A 17,708-nucleotide genomic window follows, 5' to 3' on the forward strand; every position below is an offset into this window, starting at 1 on the left:
CCGATTATGACACCAGCAACCTTATTCAATGCATTATGGTATGACTATGTAAATCGTTTATGTCCTTCAGCATTAAAAGTTCATGATTTGCTGGAAGAAAATACTCCGTTGATTAACGATCACATTGCATTAAGAACGTTTAACTTATCTCCAGTAAGCCTTGATACGCTGGCTAAATCCTTTCTGGACATCGGATATTATGTCGGTGGTGACTATCAGTTTGAGAAAAAAAAATTGAGGGCTCAGCATTTTGAGCATCCTGATGAGATGTTACCTAAAGTTTTTATCAGTGAACTGTTGGTGGATCAATGTTCCTTTTCCGCTCAACGTATTATTCATTCTTTTATGGCTCAGATAGATGAAGCGAAGCTATCCGATCCATTGTTTCTGGCCAAAGGAAGAATGTGGAATGTCAGTATTGAGCAGTACCAGAAGCTGGCGAAAGAAACCGAGTATGGAGCCTGGGTGGCCGCTCACGGGTACGGTGCCAATCATTTCACAGTGAGTGTTAACCAGCTTAATCGGTTTGATGAAGTGAGTGAGGTGAATAACTTTCTGAAACGTGAAGGGTTTAAAATGAATGACGCCGGTGGTGAAGTCAAAGGGACACCGGGGGAGTTGTTGGAGCAATCATCGACAATGGCTGATAAGGTCGGGGTATCATTTATTGAAGGCGAGCTTTATGTCCCAGGTGGTTTTTATGAGTTTGCGAAGCGTTATAAGACTGAAGGTGGTCAGTTGTATTCCGGTTTTATTGCGGCCTCTGCGGATAAAATTTTTGAAAGTACTTACCGTTAGTTTGTTTAGAACTAACGGAGAACTGTTGACGTGAAATAATAAAAAACGCCATCCACTAGGATGACGTTTGGGTATTAAAAGCTACTTATTGTAGTGATTAACGGGTTCCGTATACTACAATCGTTTTACCGTGAGCTGAGATTAAGTTCTGCTCTTCAAGCATCTTCAGAATACGGCCTACTGTTTCGCGGGAACAGCCAACGATCTGACCAATTTCCTGACGGGTAATCTTAATTTGCATTCCGTCCGGGTGGGTCATGGCATCGGGTTGTTTTGCAAGATTTAACAATGTTTGTGCAATACGGCCGGTCACATCTAAGAATGCCAGATCACCAACTTTCTGGCTGGTAACCTGAAGGCGACTTGCCATCTGACCAGATAGTCTCATCAGAATATCCGGATTAACCTGAATCAGCTGACGGAATTTCTTGAATGAAATTTCCGCTACTTCGCAAGGTGATTTTGCCCGAACCCATGCGGTACGTTCCTGGCCTTCTTCAAATAAGCCAAGTTCACCGATGAAATCGCCTTGATTAAGGTAAGAAAGAATCATTTCTTTACCTTCTTCATCTTTGATTAAGACAGCAACAGACCCTTTGACAATGTAGTAAAGAGTTTCTGCTTTCTCACCGGCATGAATCAGCGTGCTTTTAGAAGGGTATTTATGAATATGACAGTGTGAAAGAAACCACTCTAATGTCGGGTCGGTTTGAGGTTTACCTAGAACCATAATAATCTCTCTTCCTCTGCAGGGTACGCTTGCTGTTTTCCATATTGTAGCCAAGCTAAATGTTGAACACTTAGAATAAAAGCTATTAACTGAACCAGCAAGCTAAGTTCTGTATCGCTAATAGATAGTATCCTTTTTTTGTCTTAATTTCTTGATTTTAATCGTGTGACTTCGGTAATTTTGTAAGCAAAAATGTGCACATCGTCACGCTATAACAACTAATTTAAAAGAATAGTGTTCTATATAACTATTTATCGTTTATTTCCGTTTGTCAAATAAGCAGTTATCCAATTTTTCCACATTCAATCAGTTGCTGTAATAACGGCCTGACAATTAACTCCATTGCAAAGCTCATTTTTCCCCCGGGAACTACGATGGTATTGTGGCGAGACATAAAAGAGCCATCAATCATTGCCAGCAAATAAGGAAAATCAACATTTTTAATCCCGCGTAAGCGTATTACAACAAAACTTTCATCCAGACTGGGTATGCCTTTGGCATTCAGAGGATTGGAAGTATCAACGGTCGGAACCCTCTGAAAGTTAATGTGAGTTCGGGAAAATTGTGGCGTAATGTAATTCAGGTAATCATCCATGGAGCGAACGATAGAGTCCATCACCGCCTCCCGGGAATGACCTCTATCCCGGGTATCCCGTACGTATTTCTGAATCCACTCAAGGTTCACAATCGGTACCATACCAATAATGAAATCTACGTGCTGGGCAACATTAACTTCGCCATCAACGACTGCGCCATGTAATCCTTCATAAAACAATACCTGAGAATCATCGGGTAAATCCTGCCAGGGCGTGAATGTACCGGGCATCTGATTATAGGGGACCGCTTCATCAAATGTGTGCAGATACCGACGGATTTTTCCGGTGCCGGAACGGCCGTATTCTCTGAAAAATTCAGAAAGGGCAACAAAATCATTTGCCTGAGGGCCAAAGTAACTGATATGACGACCCTGTTCTCTGGCCTTACGGATTTCCACATCCATTTCCGGGCGGGTAAACCGGTGGAAACTGTCTCCTTCCACTAACGCCGGTTTGATTCGCATCATGTTGAACATTTTTCGGAATGCTTCGGAGGTTGTGGTGGTTCCTGCTCCGGATGACCCGGTTACAGCTATAATGGGATGTTTTGCTGACATGACATTCCCTTGTCTTAACGGAATACAACTAACGAAAAGTTACTATATAACAGGTACGGTACATAAGTCATTGTTCACTATCTCATTTGTATGACATCTAGTTTTTTTGCTGAATATCAATCGATTCATGCAGCTCGGAATAAACGATGACCGCCTTGCCTGATTTTAGTTGTTGTTTCACCTGCTCAACTTTTTCATCAACCGGTATTTCATGTTCACCATAATCCGTTCCTTCACGGAGAACGAATTCTTTTATTAAATTATCCAAAGTATCCGGATCGATCTGTTCCCATGGGATGTTCATAATACGACTTCCTAAGTAACCGGCGGTTGTATGGTTGATTTAACCTTTGTTGAGTAGACTGTCAAAGTATAGCGGCAAGCTACGTTCAAGCCAAAGATTGAGTTTACCATTGTGTTTTTCCACAAAACCGACATGGCCACCGTGTTCTGTCAGATAGTAGTGAATATGTTCTGGGAGCGGTGAGGATAGAACAACCTGACTGTCCATAAACGGGTCGTCTTTAGAATGAATAATCAGGCTGGGAATCCGGATATTGTGGATCTTGCTGATAGCAGAGCATTGATGGTAATAATCTTCGGCATCTTTGAAGTGGTGCAATGGCGCTGTCAGCAGGTTATCAAACTCTCTGAGTGTTTTGATTGCTTTGATTTGAGGTTTGGATAGTTTCAGAGCCTGATGAATTAAGTCGGCTTTGTTTAAGGCATTTCGTTTTAGCGAGTGCAGTAGATAGTTTTGATAAATTTTTGAAACCCCTCTGTTGACCCGGTTTGAGCAGGATGACAGTTCAAATGGGGCTGAAATAATAGCAGCGCCATTAAGGAATGTATCGTTTTCATATTGACTGAGATAATTCGCCAGCATGTTACCGCCAAGAGAAACGCCCACAGCAACTTTGGGATTTTCAGGAAAGCGGTTGTGAATGGATTCGATAAAAAAGCGGGTATCCTGTATTTGTCCGGAGTGGTAGGCTCGTGCATAGTTGTTGGATCGGCCGCTGCATCCTCTGAAGTGCATCATGACGGATAGCCATCCCTGTTTTGAGAAAGCATGCATTAATCCATTCGCGTAAGGGCTGGAAAAATGCCCTTCTAATCCATGAAACAGAATAAATATGGGGCGGGTGGTGCTGGTGGTCCGATGTGGGGCTTCGCTCCAGGCAATATCCAGAAAATCATTATCAGGAAGAGGCAACGTTTGCCAGAAAGGCGAAAATAAGGGGGTGCGGCGAAGAAGTTTAGGAAGCACCGTCTGAATGTGAGTATTGCTGTAATGTTGTGCTGATTGAAAAGCAGGAATCGGTAACTCAGAGAGATTCATGTTTTTGGACTGTTTTCCGGGATTGGGCGGGAAAATATATCAGTTAATCCATCCGCCGTCAGCTGCATGCAGTACCGCGTTGTCAGACGGGAATGATCCGGCGTCGATTTACGGATGTTTAGATGATGGATGCAGTCGACTAAGTCTGACTGTTGCTGTTTTTCCAGCAATAGTTCAAATTCTAACGATTGCCGGTAAATAATATCCGGTACCGTTGTTTTTAACTGGCGTCTGAGCTGACGGAAATCATGCAGTAAGACATCGGTGCGGTGAAGACAGTCTGACAACAAATGCCATTCGCTGTCTTCAAACGTGATGTTTTGCTCATCCAGCCATTTCAGAGCCAGCAACAGATTCACATTGCCGTTAAATCGGTTTTGCAGAGACAGGCACGCTTCTTTGACTTCCCTGACGCTGTAATAGCGCAGGCTGAACTGCCATAAATGTTCTAATGTCAATGATAAATCCGCGTGCTCTTCACTCATAGGCTATTGAATTCCTGCTCCATTATTTCGAGCTCTTCCTGTTTTTCCATCCATAGACACTCAACATTTTCCAGGGCCGATTTCGCTGACGCCTGAGCAGTCAGTACCTGATTAAGTTTAGCCTTATTTTCGGCATCATAAAGGTGACTGTCAGACAATTCGTGTTCTGCGTTATGTAACGTGACGTTGAGGCGGTCTATTTCTTTTTCCAGTCTTTCCAGTTCCTTACGAAGCGGAGCCGTTTGTTTCCTGAAGTCGGCTTCCCGTCTTTTTTGTTCTTTTTTGGCGGCAGCGCTGTTGGCCGGGGTTTTGGTATCCGGCTGGGATTCTTTCCGCTCGGCCTTTTGCTGATCGGTTAACCATTTATAGTAATCGTTGAGATCACCATTGAAGGGCTCGGCCTGCTTATTGTGAACCAGATAAAGATCGTCCGCTGTTGCCCGGAGCAAGTAACGATCATGGCTAACGATAACCATTGCACCTTCAAAAGTTTGCAGTGCCAGAGTCAGCGCCTGACGCATGTCTAAGTCGAGGTGGTTGGTCGGTTCGTCTAAAAGGAGCAGATTCGGTTTCTGCCATACGATTAAAGCCAGAACCAGACGGGCTTTTTCCCCGCCCGAGAATGGGGCGACGTTTTCCAGTGCTTTATCACCCCGGAAACCGAAGCTGCCTAAATAATCACGAAGTTGCTGCTCGGTTTGATCCGGAGCTATCTGCATCATGTGTTGCAGCGGCGTTTCTTCCGGGTGCAGGGTTTCTAACTGGTGCTGGGCAAAATAGCCAATTTTGACTCCCTGAGAATAGGTCAGGGTGCCATGATTCGGGGTCAGTTCTCCTGACAGCAATTTGATCAGTGTTGATTTCCCGGCGCCGTTTCTGCCCAGTAAGCCGATTCGGCTTCCGGGAACCAGATTAAGCCGGATTTTTTCCAGAATGGTGACATCACCGTAGCCGGCACTGACTTCCTCCATCATGATAATAGGGTTGGGTAACGCCGAAGGCTCCCGAAACTCAAAGCTGAAAGGGTTATCAAACTGAGCTGGCAGTACTTTTTCTATCTTTTCCAATGCTTTGATCCGGCTTTGTGCCTGACGGGCTTTTGATGCTTTATACCGGAAGCGATCAATATAGCTTTGCATGTGAGCCATTTGCTTTTGCTGTTTCTGATACATGGCCTGTTGCAGTATCATTTTTTCTGCCCGTTGTTTTTCAAAGGATGAATAGTTGCCGGTATATTCGTTTAGCTGGTGGTTTTCGATATGGATAATGCGATTGACTATTGGGTCTAAAAAATCCCGGTCATGTGAAATCAGAACCAGTGTGCCCGGATAGCTTTGTAACCAGCGTTCCAGCCACATAACCGCATCCAGATCCAGGTGGTTGGTCGGTTCATCAAGCAGCAGAAGATCAGAACGGCATATCAACGCCTGAGCCAGATTGAGGCGCATTCGCCATCCACCGGAAAAGTCGGTCAGATTCCAGGTCATTTGGTCCTGACGAAATCCCAGTCCGTCAAGCAAACTGGCTGCCCGAGAACGAATGGTATAACCGCCAACGGTTTCGATTTTTCCATGCAGGTCAGCAATGCGTGTTCCCTGTTCTTTTTCCTCGGCTTCTGCCAGCTGTCTCTCAAGATCGCGAAATTCCCGGTCACCATCGATAACGTAGTCAATGGCTTGTCGGTGTATGGCTGGCGTTTCCTGTGCAACCCAGGCCATTTCCCAGTTAGACGGGAGGTTAAAGTTTCCGGCATCAAGGATTAATTCATTTTTTATTAGTGCAAAAAGGGTGGATTTTCCACAGCCGTTTTTGCCCACTAAACCCACTTTATCGCCGGGATGAATGGTTGCTGAGGCATTGTCTAAAAGAGGCTTTCCGCCGCGCAATAACTGAATATCTGAAAAGGTAATCATAAAATTTTTTGTTATCTGATAAGTGAGTCGAGAGAAATATTAGGGGGATTTGGGATAAATGTCGATCATTCACCAATTTACGTTATGATGAATAATAGCACAGCTTTACTCGCGAAAGGAGTCGCTTTGGCATGGACAAAAATTTGAAAGACTTAGACTACCGACCGAGAATTTTAATTATCTATGCTCACCCAGAGCCTGATAACTCTGTGGCGAATCAGTTGTTGATTAAAGAAATTCAGACAATAAAACATGTCACTGTTCACGATCTTTATGCTTCCTATCCTGACTTTTTTATCGACGTTGCATCCGAGCAAGCGCTGTTACTTAAGCACGATATCATTGTTTTCCAACATCCCCTTTATATGTATTCCTGTCCGGCTTTATTAAAAGAGTGGTTGGATCGTGTGTTAGCCAAAGGTTTTGCGTTTGGTTCTCATTCGGCTCTGAAAGGCAAAGTCTGGCGCAGTGTGATTACAGCTGGCGGTAAGAAAGAGGCGTTTGAAAGCTCCGGCTATAATAAATACCCTCTTGAAGATATTCTTCAGCCTTTTGAATTAACGGCTGCATTATGTTGCATGCACTGGATTGAACCTCTTGTGTTGTACTGGGCAAGGAATGTCACGGACATTGAGCGATTGCAACATGCTCAGTATTACCGTGAATGGCTGAATGCGCCTTTTGATACCGATTGGGAGATTTAATATGGCGGCATTTACCTCTGAATTTCTTGAAAGCGGAGCTATTTTTCTGACCTCGGCGGCCATTGCCGTACCTATTGCGCAGCGGGCGGGGTTAGGATCTGTGTTGGGCTACCTGATTGCCGGTGTGATCATTGGCCCATGGGGACTTGGGTTGATCAATGATGTTGATGAAATACTACATTTTGCCGAGTTTGGCGTGGTGATGTTGTTATTTTTGATCGGCCTGGAACTTAACATAAAGAAGCTATGGAAAATGAGAGGACCGATTATTGGTCTTGGTGGGGCGCAGGTTGTGGTAACGGCTTCTCTGCTCTTTTCTTTAGTTCATTTATGCGGATTGTCATGGCAAAGCAGTCTGGTGGTTGGTATGGGGCTGGCGCTGTCTTCTACCGCCATTGCTTTACGTGTTATCGAAGAGCAGAAACTGGAACGGAGTGAAACCGGGAATTCCGGCTTCGCTATTTTGTTGTTTCAGGATATTGCTGTTATTCCTATGCTTGCCATTCTTCCGGTTCTGGCGGGGAAAACCTCCGGAAGCTGGGTAGACGCTATATGGATGCTTTGTGGTATTGCCGGATTACTGTTAGGGGGAAAATATCTTCTTAACCCTTTGTTTCGTTATATTGTCATGAGTAAAGTTCGTGAGCTTTTTACAGTTGCCTCTTTATTACTAGTAATTGGGATTGCTCTGTTAATGCAGTCTCTCGGGCTTTCTATGGCTCTTGGAACCTTTTTAGCGGGGGTTTTACTGGCAGAAAGTGAGTTCCGCCATGAATTGGAAATTGCGGTTGAGCCGTTTAAAGGATTATTGCTGGGATTATTTTTTATTGCTGTCGGAATGGCGGTGGATCTGGGATTATTGTTGGATCAACCTTTTGCGGTTCTGGGCTCGGTTTTTTTACTGGTTTGTATTAAAGGTGGCATCTTATATCTGCTGGCCCGTTTTTCCGGTATCAGGCTTAAGGCCCGCAGTTCAATTGCCGTTATTTTAAGTCAGGGTGGGGAATTCGCTTTTGTTCTTTTTACGGCTGCTGAGGGGTTGGGATTGATTCAAAGTCAGCAATCTTCCTTTTTATTGGTGGTTGTCAGCATTTCAATGATGACAACGCCATTGCTGTTATCTCTTCAGAAACGGTGGTTTGCTTTAGGATTGAATGCAACCAGTGATGATTTACCGATGGACATTGAAAACACCAAACCAAAAGTTATTATTGCGGGTTTCGGCCGTTTTGGTCAAATTGTCGGGCGTCTGATGTATGCCAATAAAATCAAAGTAACCATTTTGGAAAGCGATGCCAGTCAGATCAAATTACTGAGAAAATACGGGTATCATGTTTATTATGGCGATGCGACAAATATTGAACTGCTCCGGGTGGCGGGTGCCGATGACGCTGAAGCTATTGTTGTGTGTACGGATTCGCCGGATGAAGTGATGAAAATAGTGCAGATATGTAAAGAGCATTTTCCGCATCTTAAAGTATTGGCTCGTGCCCGAAGCCGGATTGAAGCCTATCAGTTGCTAAATCAGGGCGTCAGCCAGTATTCGAGGGAAACTTTTTTGGGGGCTCTTGATTTAGGCCGTCAGACTCTGATTGAATTGGGAATGCATCCTTATGAAGCGAAGCGCGCTGAATCGCATTTTCGTCGTATCGATAATACGATGCTGAAAGAGCTGTTGCCTATGCACACCGAAGAGAAGCAATTGACGCTACGGGCAAAAGAGGTGCGCCAGGAACTGGAGGAAATTTTCGGACGGGAAATGGATCGGGACAGACAGGCAGACGAATTTTGGGATAAGCCGGAAAGCACAAAGTCAAATGAAAATTAATCTTATCTGGCTTTTTTAGAACAGAAGAATTGAGTTTCTGCTACAGTCCTTCATAATATCGCTTTAGTTTAGACTCGCCACTGTCGAGTTACTTTAAATGCACTTAATGCCCTGGAGCTCGTATGAAAATTGAAAAGAACGTTGTTGTTAGCCTTGCCTATCAACTGAAACTGGATGATGGCGTTGTTGTCGATCAGTCAACAGTTGATGCACCATTAGATTATCTGCATGGACACAGCAACCTGATTACCGGTTTGGAAAAAGAGCTGGAAGGCAAAGTGACCGGTGATAAATTCACAGCCGTTATTGCCCCTGAAGATGCTTATGGTGAACACAATGAAGCATTAGTTCAGCGTGTACCGGCTAATGTTTTCCAGGGTGTTGATCAGCTTGAAGTCGGAATGCGTTTTATCGCGGATACCGATCAGGGACAGATCCCGGTCGAAATTACAGAAGTTGATGGTGAAGAAGTGGTTGTTGACGGTAACCACATGCTTGCAGGTCAAACGTTGACATTTGATGTTGAAGTGGTTGCTCTTCGTGAAGCGACTGATGACGAAAAAGCGCATGGGCACCTTCATCAGGCTGGTGGTTGTGGACATGACCATGGTGACGAAGGCTGTTGTGGAGGTCATGGTGATGAATGCTGTGGTGGCCATGAACACGATGAAGAAGAAGGTTGCTGTGGCGGAAAGGGGAATGGTGAAGGTGGCTGTGGTTGCCACTAATTACTGACTTCCTTCCATTTAGGGCTCTGTAATCTGATTTGAGACAGGGCAGAAAAGACACCTGCTTAGATAATAGGCAGGTGTTTTTAGTTAGAGAGGAAAAGATTGGCTCATGAATTCCGTTACTAATATAGCTTTTGCGGTTCAGGGCGGTTGTCTGAATGATATGACAGACAAAACGCCGGAATTTGGACAATACATAAAGCAGGAGTTGGGTAAAGCTGCCTCGATGGGGTATGAGTTGCTAAAGCAGAGTTATTCGGCGACAGAAGTCGTGAGCCGGGTCATCGCGGAATTGGAAAATACGCCGGGTTTTAATGCCGGTAAAGGGTCGGCTCTGACTGCAAATGAAATGGTTGAGATGGATGCGTTCATCATGGCAGAGCGATTTGCGGCCGTTTCCGGTATCCGTCATATACAAAACCCGGTCAGGCTGGCTCAGACGTTATTGCAGAAGCATCCCGATACGGTGATGTATTCAGAAGGTGCTGAGGTCTTTGCATTTAAGCATGAGTTTGCATACACGGAACAGGATTATTTTTTTACGGATGAAAGATACGAAGAGCTGATGAGAATCAAGTCCAACGATGGATCTTCTTCACCGGCTTTATGTGGAATGGTGAGTGCCGTCGCGTTGGATAAGGATAATGATCTGGCCGTTGCTGCCAGTTCCGGAGGTGATGCGAACCGTTGTACTGGCCTGATGGGGTATCCGGCACTTGTCGGTAGTTCCGCGTTTGTTCAGGGGCCATTTGCGATCGTTGTACACAGTGACAATGGTGAGAGTATTACTCCCGGTGCGTCTGCGGTGATAGCGAACCTTTTAATTTCTTCGGAGGCCTTTTCCGTCCGGCAATATGAGAAGATAATACATTCCTATCTGAGTACTCTGAAAAAGAAAGTGAGTCTGATTGTTGTGGATAAACAGGGTCATATTTTCAACCTTTCGACTGGTGCCGGCATGTATCGGGCAAGTGTTGATATTCATGGTTTATTGACGGTAGATGTGGCTGTTAGTAAATAATAGGGTTTTAAGCTATTGAATATGCGCTATAGACGATTTAGTTATTTTTTTATTACATATTTATGCTTAAAAAATGACTGCATAAGATGACTATCGATGCTAGAATCCATTTTTAACTAGCAATCAGACTTGGAAAGATGGGAAATAACGTAGTTGTTTTAGGCACCCAGTGGGGTGACGAAGGAAAAGGAAAAATTGTTGATCTGCTAACTGAAGAAGCAAAGTATGTTGTTCGTTACCAAGGCGGACACAATGCAGGTCATACTCTGGTCATTGACGGTGAAAAAACCGTTCTTCATTTAATTCCATCCGGCGTTTTACGTGATAATGTGAAATGTATTATCGGTAATGGTGTGGTTCTTTCACCCGATGCCCTTATTCATGAGATGGAAGCCCTCGAAGCTCGTGGTATTCCGGTTCGCGAACGTTTGTCTGTTTCAGAAGCATGTCCTTTGATACTGCCATATCATATTGCTTTGGACCAGGCCAGAGAAGCTGCTCGTGGTAAGAAAGCCATCGGTACGACCGGTCGTGGTATCGGACCTGCTTATGAAGACAAAGTGGCTCGCCGTGGATTACGTGTTGGTGATTTGTTTGATAAAGCTGAGTTTGCCAATAAATTAAAAGAAGTCATGGAATACCATAACTTCCAGTTAGTGAATTTCTACAAAGCAGATCCGGTTAGCTATGAAGAGGTTCTTGAGCAGGCATTGGGTTACGCTGATCTGCTGACATCCATGGTTATTGATGTGACTGATGAATTGGATGCGGCCCGTAAACGTGGTGATAAAGTCATGTTTGAAGGTGCTCAGGGCACGTTGCTTGACATCGACCACGGTACTTACCCGTATGTTACCTCATCAAATACGACGGCAGGTGGCGTTGCTGCCGGTTCCGGTTTCGGCCCATGCCATTTAGGCTATATTCTGGGAATTGTAAAAGCGTACTGTACCCGTGTTGGCGCAGGCCCGTTCCCAACTGAACTGGATGATGCAGTTGGTGATCATTTAAGCACAAAAGGTGCAGAGTTTGGAGCAACAACCGGCCGGAGACGTCGTTGTGGCTGGTTTGATGCTGTTGCATTGCGTCGCGCCATTCAGCTGAACTCAGTGACTGGTTTCTGTCTGACTAAACTGGATGTTTTAGATGGCCTGGATGAAATAAAAATTTGTACAGGCTACAAAATGAAAGACGGTTCGACCGCTGAAGTATCGCCACTGGCTGCGGATGCATACGAAGGCTTGATTCCTGTTTATGAAACAATGCCAGGCTGGTCTGAAGTCACATTTGGTGTAACATCTTTAGATCAATTACCTCAGGCGGCTCTCAACTACATTAAACGAATTGAAGAGCTGACAGGGGTTCCGGTTGATATTATTTCTACGGGTCCTGACCGTAAAGAAACCATTATCAAAGTCCATCCGTTCAGTGTTTAAGCCTCTGAACTGATCGTTTGATTAAAAAGCCGGTGATACAGTCACCGGTTTTTTATTTTTAAACAATATATTTTTTAATATTCAACAAAATCGTTTCCGATAGCATCAGCGGTGAGCAGAGCATCGAATAATTGATCGGGTGTTACATCACCCAGCATATTGTGAATGGTTTCGCCTTCAGCGCAGGCTTTTTCTGCTGCAATATGAACTCGTTCAGGATTGGTCACACCGATATCCTTTAATGTTACTGGTAGTCCAACGGACAAACAGAAACGAATCACCTGGTTGATTTCTTCCATGGATGCATTTTCCAGAATCAGTTGAGCGATTGTACCGAAGGCGACCAGGCTTCCGTGCATGGTATCTTCGCATTCTTCCAAAGCGGTAAATCCATTATATACGGAATGAGAAACAGCTAATCCGCCATTATCTGCACCAACACCACTCAAATAAGTATTGGCTTCTATGATGGATTCTACCGCTGGGGTCAGCAAGCCTTGTTCAACAGATACTTTTGCTTTATACCCATCATTCAACAACGTTTCATAGCAGAGTTTGCAAAGCGCCATGGCTGATTTGGTAATGCCACCATTTTCAAGACTTGGCGAGTTTGTCTGATAACAGGCCCTGGCTTCGAAATAGGTACCGAGCGCATCTCCCATTCCTGCGATAAGAAATTTCACCGGCGCTTTGGCAATAATGGATGAGTCGACAATGACAGCATCCGGATTTTTAGGGTAGAAGATGTACTGATTGAATGTGCCATCATCGTTGTAAATAACGGAAAGTCCAGTACACGGCGCATCAGTAGCGACAACGGTTGGCATGATAACAACAGGCAGTCCTTCGTAGTATGCTGCAGCTTTTGCGGTATCAATTGCGCTCCCACCACCGATGGCACCGACGACTTCAATTTTGTTTTCCCGTATTATGTTTTGTATCCGTTTTATTTCGCCTGTTGAACTGATACCACTGAATACTTCAAAAATCAGTTTTACATTGGTTCCGGCAAAGCTTTGCTCGACTTTAGGTTTCCCTTGTTTATAACCACTGTTACTGCACACAAAGAGAAAGGACTTTCCTAATTCCTTCGTATTTTCATTTGTTTCAAGAAAAGCATCTTTCCCCTGTACATATTTTGCAGGTGCTCTCATCAGATTTAGCATATTTTTATACCTTTGTTTATAAACGTTTATTGGTAACTAATTATTTTTATTAAATTTATGGGGCTTATCTAACTACCTCTCCGTTTCCAGGGGTAGTGCTACTGATTTACTATGTGACTAACTGCTCATTTTTTGGGTTAGTTCAACATGAGTAACGTGCATCATAAGCGGGGGTGAGACAGTATTTTGTTTTCTGTCGGCTACAATGAAATTGAGTTGGTTGTTTTTTGTTCACATAAATTTTGTGCTAAAGTCTGGTTAAGCTAAGCCGATAGAGTATCTGAACCCGGACTGCTGTGGGTGATGAACAGGTTTTAATTCCAAATAAGAGTACGGCTATGATGCTACGGAAAGTGGCGGTTTCGTTATTATTGCTGACAAGTGCTTCGGTATATTCTGCTGATGTGGCGGATGTTGGAGCGCCTGTGCCCATTTATTCCGAAGCTGAACTAATAAAATTAATTAATCAGAATAAACATCTGGAACGAATCAAAGCCGATAAGTGTCAGCTGGTTGAAGATATTGTTGCGCGTGCCACCCGCATTAATCTGCCATCTTATGAATTTCTTTATGGGGATATGCTTGCCTGGGGGGTTTGTGTTGATCAGGATGTTGATCTGGGTATCTATTACATGGAAAGCGCTGCTCATCAGGGATTACCCGCTGCACTAGAACGTTTGGGAAGTTACTATGCTAACGGAATTCTGGTCCAGCAGGACAAAGAGCGGGCAATACCTTATCTTCGAGAAGCATCAGCGATGGGCAATCTGAATGCCCGTATTCAACTGGCCGAATTATTGTTGCGTAATTATGGTAGCCCGCTTGATTTTGAAGATGCTTACCGTTGGCTTTATCACTCTGTTACCGCCGATACCAGAATGCACAAACGAATTGCGTTACTGAGAAAAGGTTTGGCAGAGCGTATGCCTCAAAATATCATCGCCCGGGCGAAGACGCGGGAAACGTTTTGGTAAAGGACCAATTTTAAGCTTTTCATCTTTTCAAACATCTCTTTAAAATAAGCTACTGATTTATCACAAATCGTAGCTATTTCTGACTATATTTATTGATATATCCTAATTAGTGTTTAGAGTAGATACCTAAACGTAGTCGTTTACTAACGCAAGACCTACCTGGAATCCTATATGTCTGACACGATTCAAAATGATCCTTATGCCGATCGCGAAGCAAGTAATTATGAAAATCCAATACCGAGCCGGGAGTTTATTTTAGACTTTCTGAAGCAGGCGAATGTTCCGATGAACCGGAATGACCTGTTTGAAGCATTGGAGCTTTCCGGCGAAGAACAATATGAAGGACTCCGGCGTCGCTTGCGGGCAATGGAACGTGATGGGCAGCTTGTTTTTACAAGGCGTCAGTGTTACGCGCTTCCTGATAAGCTGGAGATGATCAAAGGATATGTGATCGGGCACAAAGATGGACATGGGTGGGTAAGGCCTGATGGTGTCACCGGTAAAGATGCTGATATCCTATTGCCTCACCACCAGATGCGGACGTTAATTCATGGTGACTTTGTTTTGGTTCAGCCGACAGGTAAGGATAAAAGAGGACGCAAAGAAGGCCGGTTGGTCCGGATATTAGAAGAGCGAAATGACCAGATCGTAGGACGGTTCTTTTTTGAACAGGGGTACTCTTATGTTGTTCCTGACGATTCCCGGATCAGTCACGATATTCTGATTCCTGATGAGCATAAATCCGGTGCCCGGATGGGGAATGTGGTTGTCATCGAAATTACGGACCGGGGTGGCCGGGGTCGAGGTATGATGGGCAGAGTGGTTGAAGTCTTGGGAGAAAATATGGCTCCCGGGATGGAAACCCAGATTGCGATAAGAACACATCAGATTCCCCATGAATGGCCGGAAGAAGTTGAACTTCAGGTCAGGCAGTTCGGTAATGAAGTGCCTGAGAAGGCGAAAACCGGCCGGGTGGATTTACGTGACTTGCCTTTGGTTACTATCGACGGAGAAGATGCCCGGGATTTTGATGATGCGGTTTTTTGTGAAGCGAAAAAAACAGGCGGATGGCGTCTGTGGGTTGCGATTGCTGACGTGAGCTATTATGTCCGGACAGACACTGCCCTTGATAAGGAAGCGATTAACCGTGGTAACTCGGTTTACTTTCCTTCTCAGGTTGTGCCAATGTTACCGGAAGTTTTATCCAATGGGCTATGTTCTCTGAATCCTCAGGTTGATCGGTTATGTATGGTTTGTGAAATGACCATTTCAGAAAACGGTCGGCTTTCCGGATATAAACATTATGAAGCAGTGATGAATTCGCATGCCAGATTAACGTATACCAAAGTGGCTGCAATACTGGATGGTGATGCAGAGCTTAGGGAGCGTTACTCGGATATCATCCCGCATCTTGAAGAGTTGCACCGTATGTATCAGGTGTTGAAAGTGGCCAGAGAGCAGCGTGGTGCCATTGAGTTTGAAACGGTTGAAACCAAATTTATCTTTAATGCACAGCGTAAGATAGAAAGCATTGAGCCCGTTATCCGTAATGACGCGCATAAGCTGATTGAAGAATGTATGATACTGGCCAATATTGCTTCGGCTTCTTTTGTGGAAAAAGCGAAAGAGCCTGCATTGTACCGTATACATGAGTCTCCGGGAGAAGAGCGTCTTACCGGATTCAGAGATTTTCTTGGTGAGCTGGGCTTAAATCTTGCCGGTGGGCTTGAGCCGGCTCCGACCGATTATGCGGCTTTAATGAAATTGATCAAAAATCGGCCTGACAGTGAATTAATCGGAACCATGTTGCTCCGGTCGATGAAGCAGGCGGTTTATAATGCTGACAATTGCGGCCATTTCGGTCTGGCATTGAAACGTTATGCTCACTTTACCTCTCCAATTCGCCGTTATCCGGACTTGCTGCTTCATAGAGCCATAAAATATCTGATTGCTAAACAAGACGGTCATAATACGGATCGCTGGACACCGACCGGAGGATATCATTATGGATTTGATGATATGGATTATTATGGTGAACAGTGTTCAATGACTGAGCGCCGGGCCGATGATGCGACCCGGGAAGTATCAGACTGGCTGAAATGTGAGTATATGCAAGACCATGTCGGCGAAGAGTTAGAAGGTGTCATTGCTAACGTTACCGGTTTTGGTTTCTTTGTCCGGCTGACCGAATTACATATTGACGGATTGGTACATATCTCTACACTAGCGAACGATTATTATCAGTTTGATCCTATCGGGCAGCGGCTGATTGGTGAAAGTTTTGGCCATATTTACCGGCTGGGAGACTCCGTAAAAGTGAAAGTTCTTGCCGTGAATCTGGATGAACGGCACATCGATTTTGAACTGACGGATACCAGCCGTCAGTTACGTGGCAAGGGCAAAACGGCGAAGAAAAGGGCAGCAGAAGCCCGGGCCAAAGTTCGTGGAAAAAAAGCTGCCGCCAAAAATAAAGCGGTACCTTTTATCGAACCGACACTCCGGCCGGATAGCTCCGAACGAAAGGATAGTGAAAGTAGTAAGTCTAAGTCACGTAAGAAAAAACCGGCAGAAAAAGCCCGTAAGAAAAAAGCGAAAAAAAAGCAGTCAAAAGCGGCAAGAAAAGGTAAATAATGAGTAACGAATTTATATACGGCATCCATGCAATTAATGCGGTATTGGACAAAAGCCCAGACCGGTTGATTGAAGCATTTGTTTTGAAAGGCCGTCATGATGAACGTTTGATGCCGGTGATTAATCAGCTGCAAAAAATGGGTATTTCCATTCAACAAATGGGAAGAAAAACTCTTGATGACAAAGCTCGGGGAGCTAACCATCAGGGGATTATCGCCAGAGTTAAGCCGGCGAAGGCTCTGAACGAATATGATCTTGATGACATCCTGGAACGTACCGAAAAACCGTTATTACTGGTGTTAGATGGTGTGACCGACCCTCATAATTTAGGCGCATGCCTGAGAAATGCGGATGCAGCGGGCGTTGCGGCTGTTGTTGTACCTAAGGATAAATCTGCACCAATGACTGCAACGGTCAGTAAAGTAGCCTGTGGCGCGGCAGAAACGGTGCCTTTGATCCGGGTGACGAACCTGGCTCGTACGATGCGGGCTTTACAGGAAAAAGGTATCTGGTTTGTCGGTACAGCCGGCGAAGCGACACAGAATATTTACCAGTCAAATCTGACGGGGCCGCTTGCTATCGTGATGGGCGCCGAAGGCGATGGTATGCGCCGTCTGACTCGTGAAACCTGTGATGATTTAATTAAGATTCCAATGGCAGGAAGTGTATCCAGTCTGAATGTATCCGTTGCTACGGGGATTTGCCTGTTTGAAGCGGTTCGCCAGAGATTAGAAAAGTAGAAGCCGTCCGATGATCGATTCCTTAACCGGTTACCATTGTTTGAAAGGCTTATACG

16 protein-coding genes are annotated in these 17,708 nt (G+C 44.7%); 9 read left to right on the top strand and 7 right to left on the bottom strand.

Annotated elements, in window-relative coordinates; all coding sequences use genetic code 11:
- Positions 1-6: 6 nt before the first annotated feature.
- Positions 7-798, top strand: coding sequence for a DUF1338 domain-containing protein (locus LRQ06_RS08775; protein WP_232765991.1), 792 nt, complete (start codon positions 7-9; stop codon positions 796-798).
- A gap of 97 nt (positions 799-895) precedes the next feature.
- Here LRQ06_RS08775 and crp read toward each other — a convergent pair whose 3' ends face one another.
- From crp to LRQ06_RS08805, 6 genes are all read right to left on the bottom strand, one after another.
- Complete coding sequence (gene crp / locus LRQ06_RS08780) at positions 896-1,528, bottom strand: cAMP-activated global transcriptional regulator CRP (protein ID WP_077314098.1); 633 nt, start codon at positions 1,526-1,528, stop codon at positions 896-898.
- 283 nt (positions 1,529-1,811) lie between these two features.
- The gene (locus tag LRQ06_RS08785) at positions 1,812-2,681 is read right to left on the bottom strand and encodes a phosphoribulokinase (protein ID WP_232765992.1); all 870 of its coding nucleotides are present in this window, start codon (positions 2,679-2,681) and stop codon (positions 1,812-1,814) included.
- Positions 2,682-2,778: 97 nt separating this feature from the next.
- Complete coding sequence (locus LRQ06_RS08790) at positions 2,779-2,985, bottom strand: YheU family protein (RefSeq protein WP_232765993.1); 207 nt, start codon at positions 2,983-2,985, stop codon at positions 2,779-2,781.
- A gap of 39 nt (positions 2,986-3,024) precedes the next feature.
- Complete coding sequence (locus tag LRQ06_RS08795) at positions 3,025-4,002, bottom strand: hydrolase (RefSeq protein WP_373054826.1); 978 nt, start codon at positions 4,000-4,002, stop codon at positions 3,025-3,027.
- Between the two features lie 17 nt (positions 4,003-4,019).
- Positions 4,020-4,508, bottom strand: coding sequence for a TIGR02444 family protein (locus LRQ06_RS08800; protein WP_232765995.1), 489 nt, complete (start codon positions 4,506-4,508; stop codon positions 4,020-4,022).
- Positions 4,505-6,421, bottom strand: coding sequence for an ABC transporter ATP-binding protein (locus LRQ06_RS08805; protein WP_232765996.1), 1,917 nt, complete (start codon positions 6,419-6,421; stop codon positions 4,505-4,507). Before LRQ06_RS08805 ends, LRQ06_RS08800 begins: the two co-directional genes overlap by 4 nt.
- 131 nt (positions 6,422-6,552) lie before the next feature.
- Here LRQ06_RS08805 and kefG point away from each other — a divergent pair, with 131 nt between their 5' ends.
- From kefG to LRQ06_RS08830, 5 genes are all read left to right on the top strand, one after another.
- On the top strand, positions 6,553-7,125 hold the full coding sequence (gene kefG, locus LRQ06_RS08810; protein ID WP_232765997.1) for a glutathione-regulated potassium-efflux system ancillary protein KefG: 573 nt from the start codon (positions 6,553-6,555) through the stop codon (positions 7,123-7,125).
- Between the two features lies 1 nt (position 7,126).
- A complete protein-coding gene (kefB, locus tag LRQ06_RS08815; protein WP_232765998.1) occupies positions 7,127-8,953 on the top strand; it encodes a glutathione-regulated potassium-efflux system protein KefB in 1,827 nt (608 codons plus the stop codon).
- A gap of 122 nt (positions 8,954-9,075) precedes the next feature.
- Positions 9,076-9,681 carry a peptidylprolyl isomerase gene (slyD, locus tag LRQ06_RS08820; protein WP_232765999.1) on the top strand — a complete coding sequence of 202 codons (606 nt, stop codon included), beginning with the start codon at positions 9,076-9,078 and terminating at the stop codon, positions 9,679-9,681.
- Between the two features lie 112 nt (positions 9,682-9,793).
- On the top strand, positions 9,794-10,705 hold the full coding sequence (locus tag LRQ06_RS08825) for an isoaspartyl peptidase/L-asparaginase (protein WP_232766000.1): 912 nt from the start codon (positions 9,794-9,796) through the stop codon (positions 10,703-10,705).
- A 137-nt stretch (positions 10,706-10,842) separates the two neighbouring features.
- Positions 10,843-12,141 (top strand): adenylosuccinate synthase, encoded by a 1,299-nt coding sequence (locus LRQ06_RS08830; RefSeq protein ID WP_232766001.1) that lies wholly within the window; start codon positions 10,843-10,845, stop codon positions 12,139-12,141.
- Positions 12,142-12,215: 74 nt separating this feature from the next.
- On the opposite strand, the gene LRQ06_RS08835 is transcribed toward LRQ06_RS08830, so the two are convergent.
- Positions 12,216-13,307, bottom strand: coding sequence for a glycerol dehydrogenase (locus LRQ06_RS08835; RefSeq protein WP_232766002.1), 1,092 nt, complete (start codon positions 13,305-13,307; stop codon positions 12,216-12,218).
- A 338-nt stretch (positions 13,308-13,645) separates the two neighbouring features.
- Here LRQ06_RS08835 and motX point away from each other — a divergent pair, with 338 nt between their 5' ends.
- The 3 genes from motX (at position 13,646) to rlmB (ending at position 17,652) form a co-directional block, all read left to right on the top strand.
- Positions 13,646-14,281, top strand: a complete 636-nt coding sequence (gene motX, locus LRQ06_RS08840) for a flagellar protein MotX (protein WP_232766003.1) — start codon at positions 13,646-13,648, stop codon at positions 14,279-14,281.
- A gap of 171 nt (positions 14,282-14,452) precedes the next feature.
- A complete protein-coding gene (gene rnr, locus LRQ06_RS08845) occupies positions 14,453-16,912 on the top strand; it encodes a ribonuclease R (RefSeq protein ID WP_232766004.1) in 2,460 nt (819 codons plus the stop codon).
- Entirely contained in the window at positions 16,912-17,652 is a 741-nt protein-coding gene (gene rlmB / locus LRQ06_RS08850; RefSeq protein ID WP_232766005.1) for a 23S rRNA (guanosine(2251)-2'-O)-methyltransferase RlmB, read from the top strand. Before rnr ends, rlmB begins: the two co-directional genes overlap by 1 nt.
- Positions 17,653-17,708 lie beyond the last annotated feature (56 nt).

The organism is Vibrio salinus (genome assembly GCF_021272385.1).
GTDB classification, from domain to species: domain Bacteria; phylum Pseudomonadota; class Gammaproteobacteria; order Enterobacterales; family Vibrionaceae; genus Vibrio; species Vibrio salinus.

Coding starts and splice junctions, on each gene's coding strand:
- rlmB (WP_232766005.1), top strand. CDS start 16,912: ATGAGTAACGAATTTATATACGGCATCCATGCAATTAATGCGGTATTG.
- LRQ06_RS08785 (WP_232765992.1), bottom strand. CDS start 2,681: ATGTCAGCAAAACATCCCATTATAGCTGTAACCGGGTCATCCGGAGCA.
- LRQ06_RS08775 (WP_232765991.1), top strand. CDS start 7: ATGACACCAGCAACCTTATTCAATGCATTATGGTATGACTATGTAAAT.
- LRQ06_RS08825 (WP_232766000.1), top strand. CDS start 9,794: ATGAATTCCGTTACTAATATAGCTTTTGCGGTTCAGGGCGGTTGTCTG.
- crp (WP_077314098.1), bottom strand. CDS start 1,528: ATGGTTCTAGGTAAACCTCAAACCGACCCGACATTAGAGTGGTTTCTT.
- kefG (WP_232765997.1), top strand. CDS start 6,553: ATGGACAAAAATTTGAAAGACTTAGACTACCGACCGAGAATTTTAATT.
- kefB (WP_232765998.1), top strand. CDS start 7,127: ATGGCGGCATTTACCTCTGAATTTCTTGAAAGCGGAGCTATTTTTCTG.
- rnr (WP_232766004.1), top strand. CDS start 14,453: ATGTCTGACACGATTCAAAATGATCCTTATGCCGATCGCGAAGCAAGT.
- LRQ06_RS08830 (WP_232766001.1), top strand. CDS start 10,843: ATGGGAAATAACGTAGTTGTTTTAGGCACCCAGTGGGGTGACGAAGGA.
- LRQ06_RS08835 (WP_232766002.1), bottom strand. CDS start 13,307: ATGCTAAATCTGATGAGAGCACCTGCAAAATATGTACAGGGGAAAGAT.
- LRQ06_RS08805 (WP_232765996.1), bottom strand. CDS start 6,421: ATGATTACCTTTTCAGATATTCAGTTATTGCGCGGCGGAAAGCCTCTT.
- slyD (WP_232765999.1), top strand. CDS start 9,076: ATGAAAATTGAAAAGAACGTTGTTGTTAGCCTTGCCTATCAACTGAAA.
- LRQ06_RS08790 (WP_232765993.1), bottom strand. CDS start 2,985: ATGAACATCCCATGGGAACAGATCGATCCGGATACTTTGGATAATTTA.
- LRQ06_RS08800 (WP_232765995.1), bottom strand. CDS start 4,508: ATGAGTGAAGAGCACGCGGATTTATCATTGACATTAGAACATTTATGG.
- motX (WP_232766003.1), top strand. CDS start 13,646: ATGATGCTACGGAAAGTGGCGGTTTCGTTATTATTGCTGACAAGTGCT.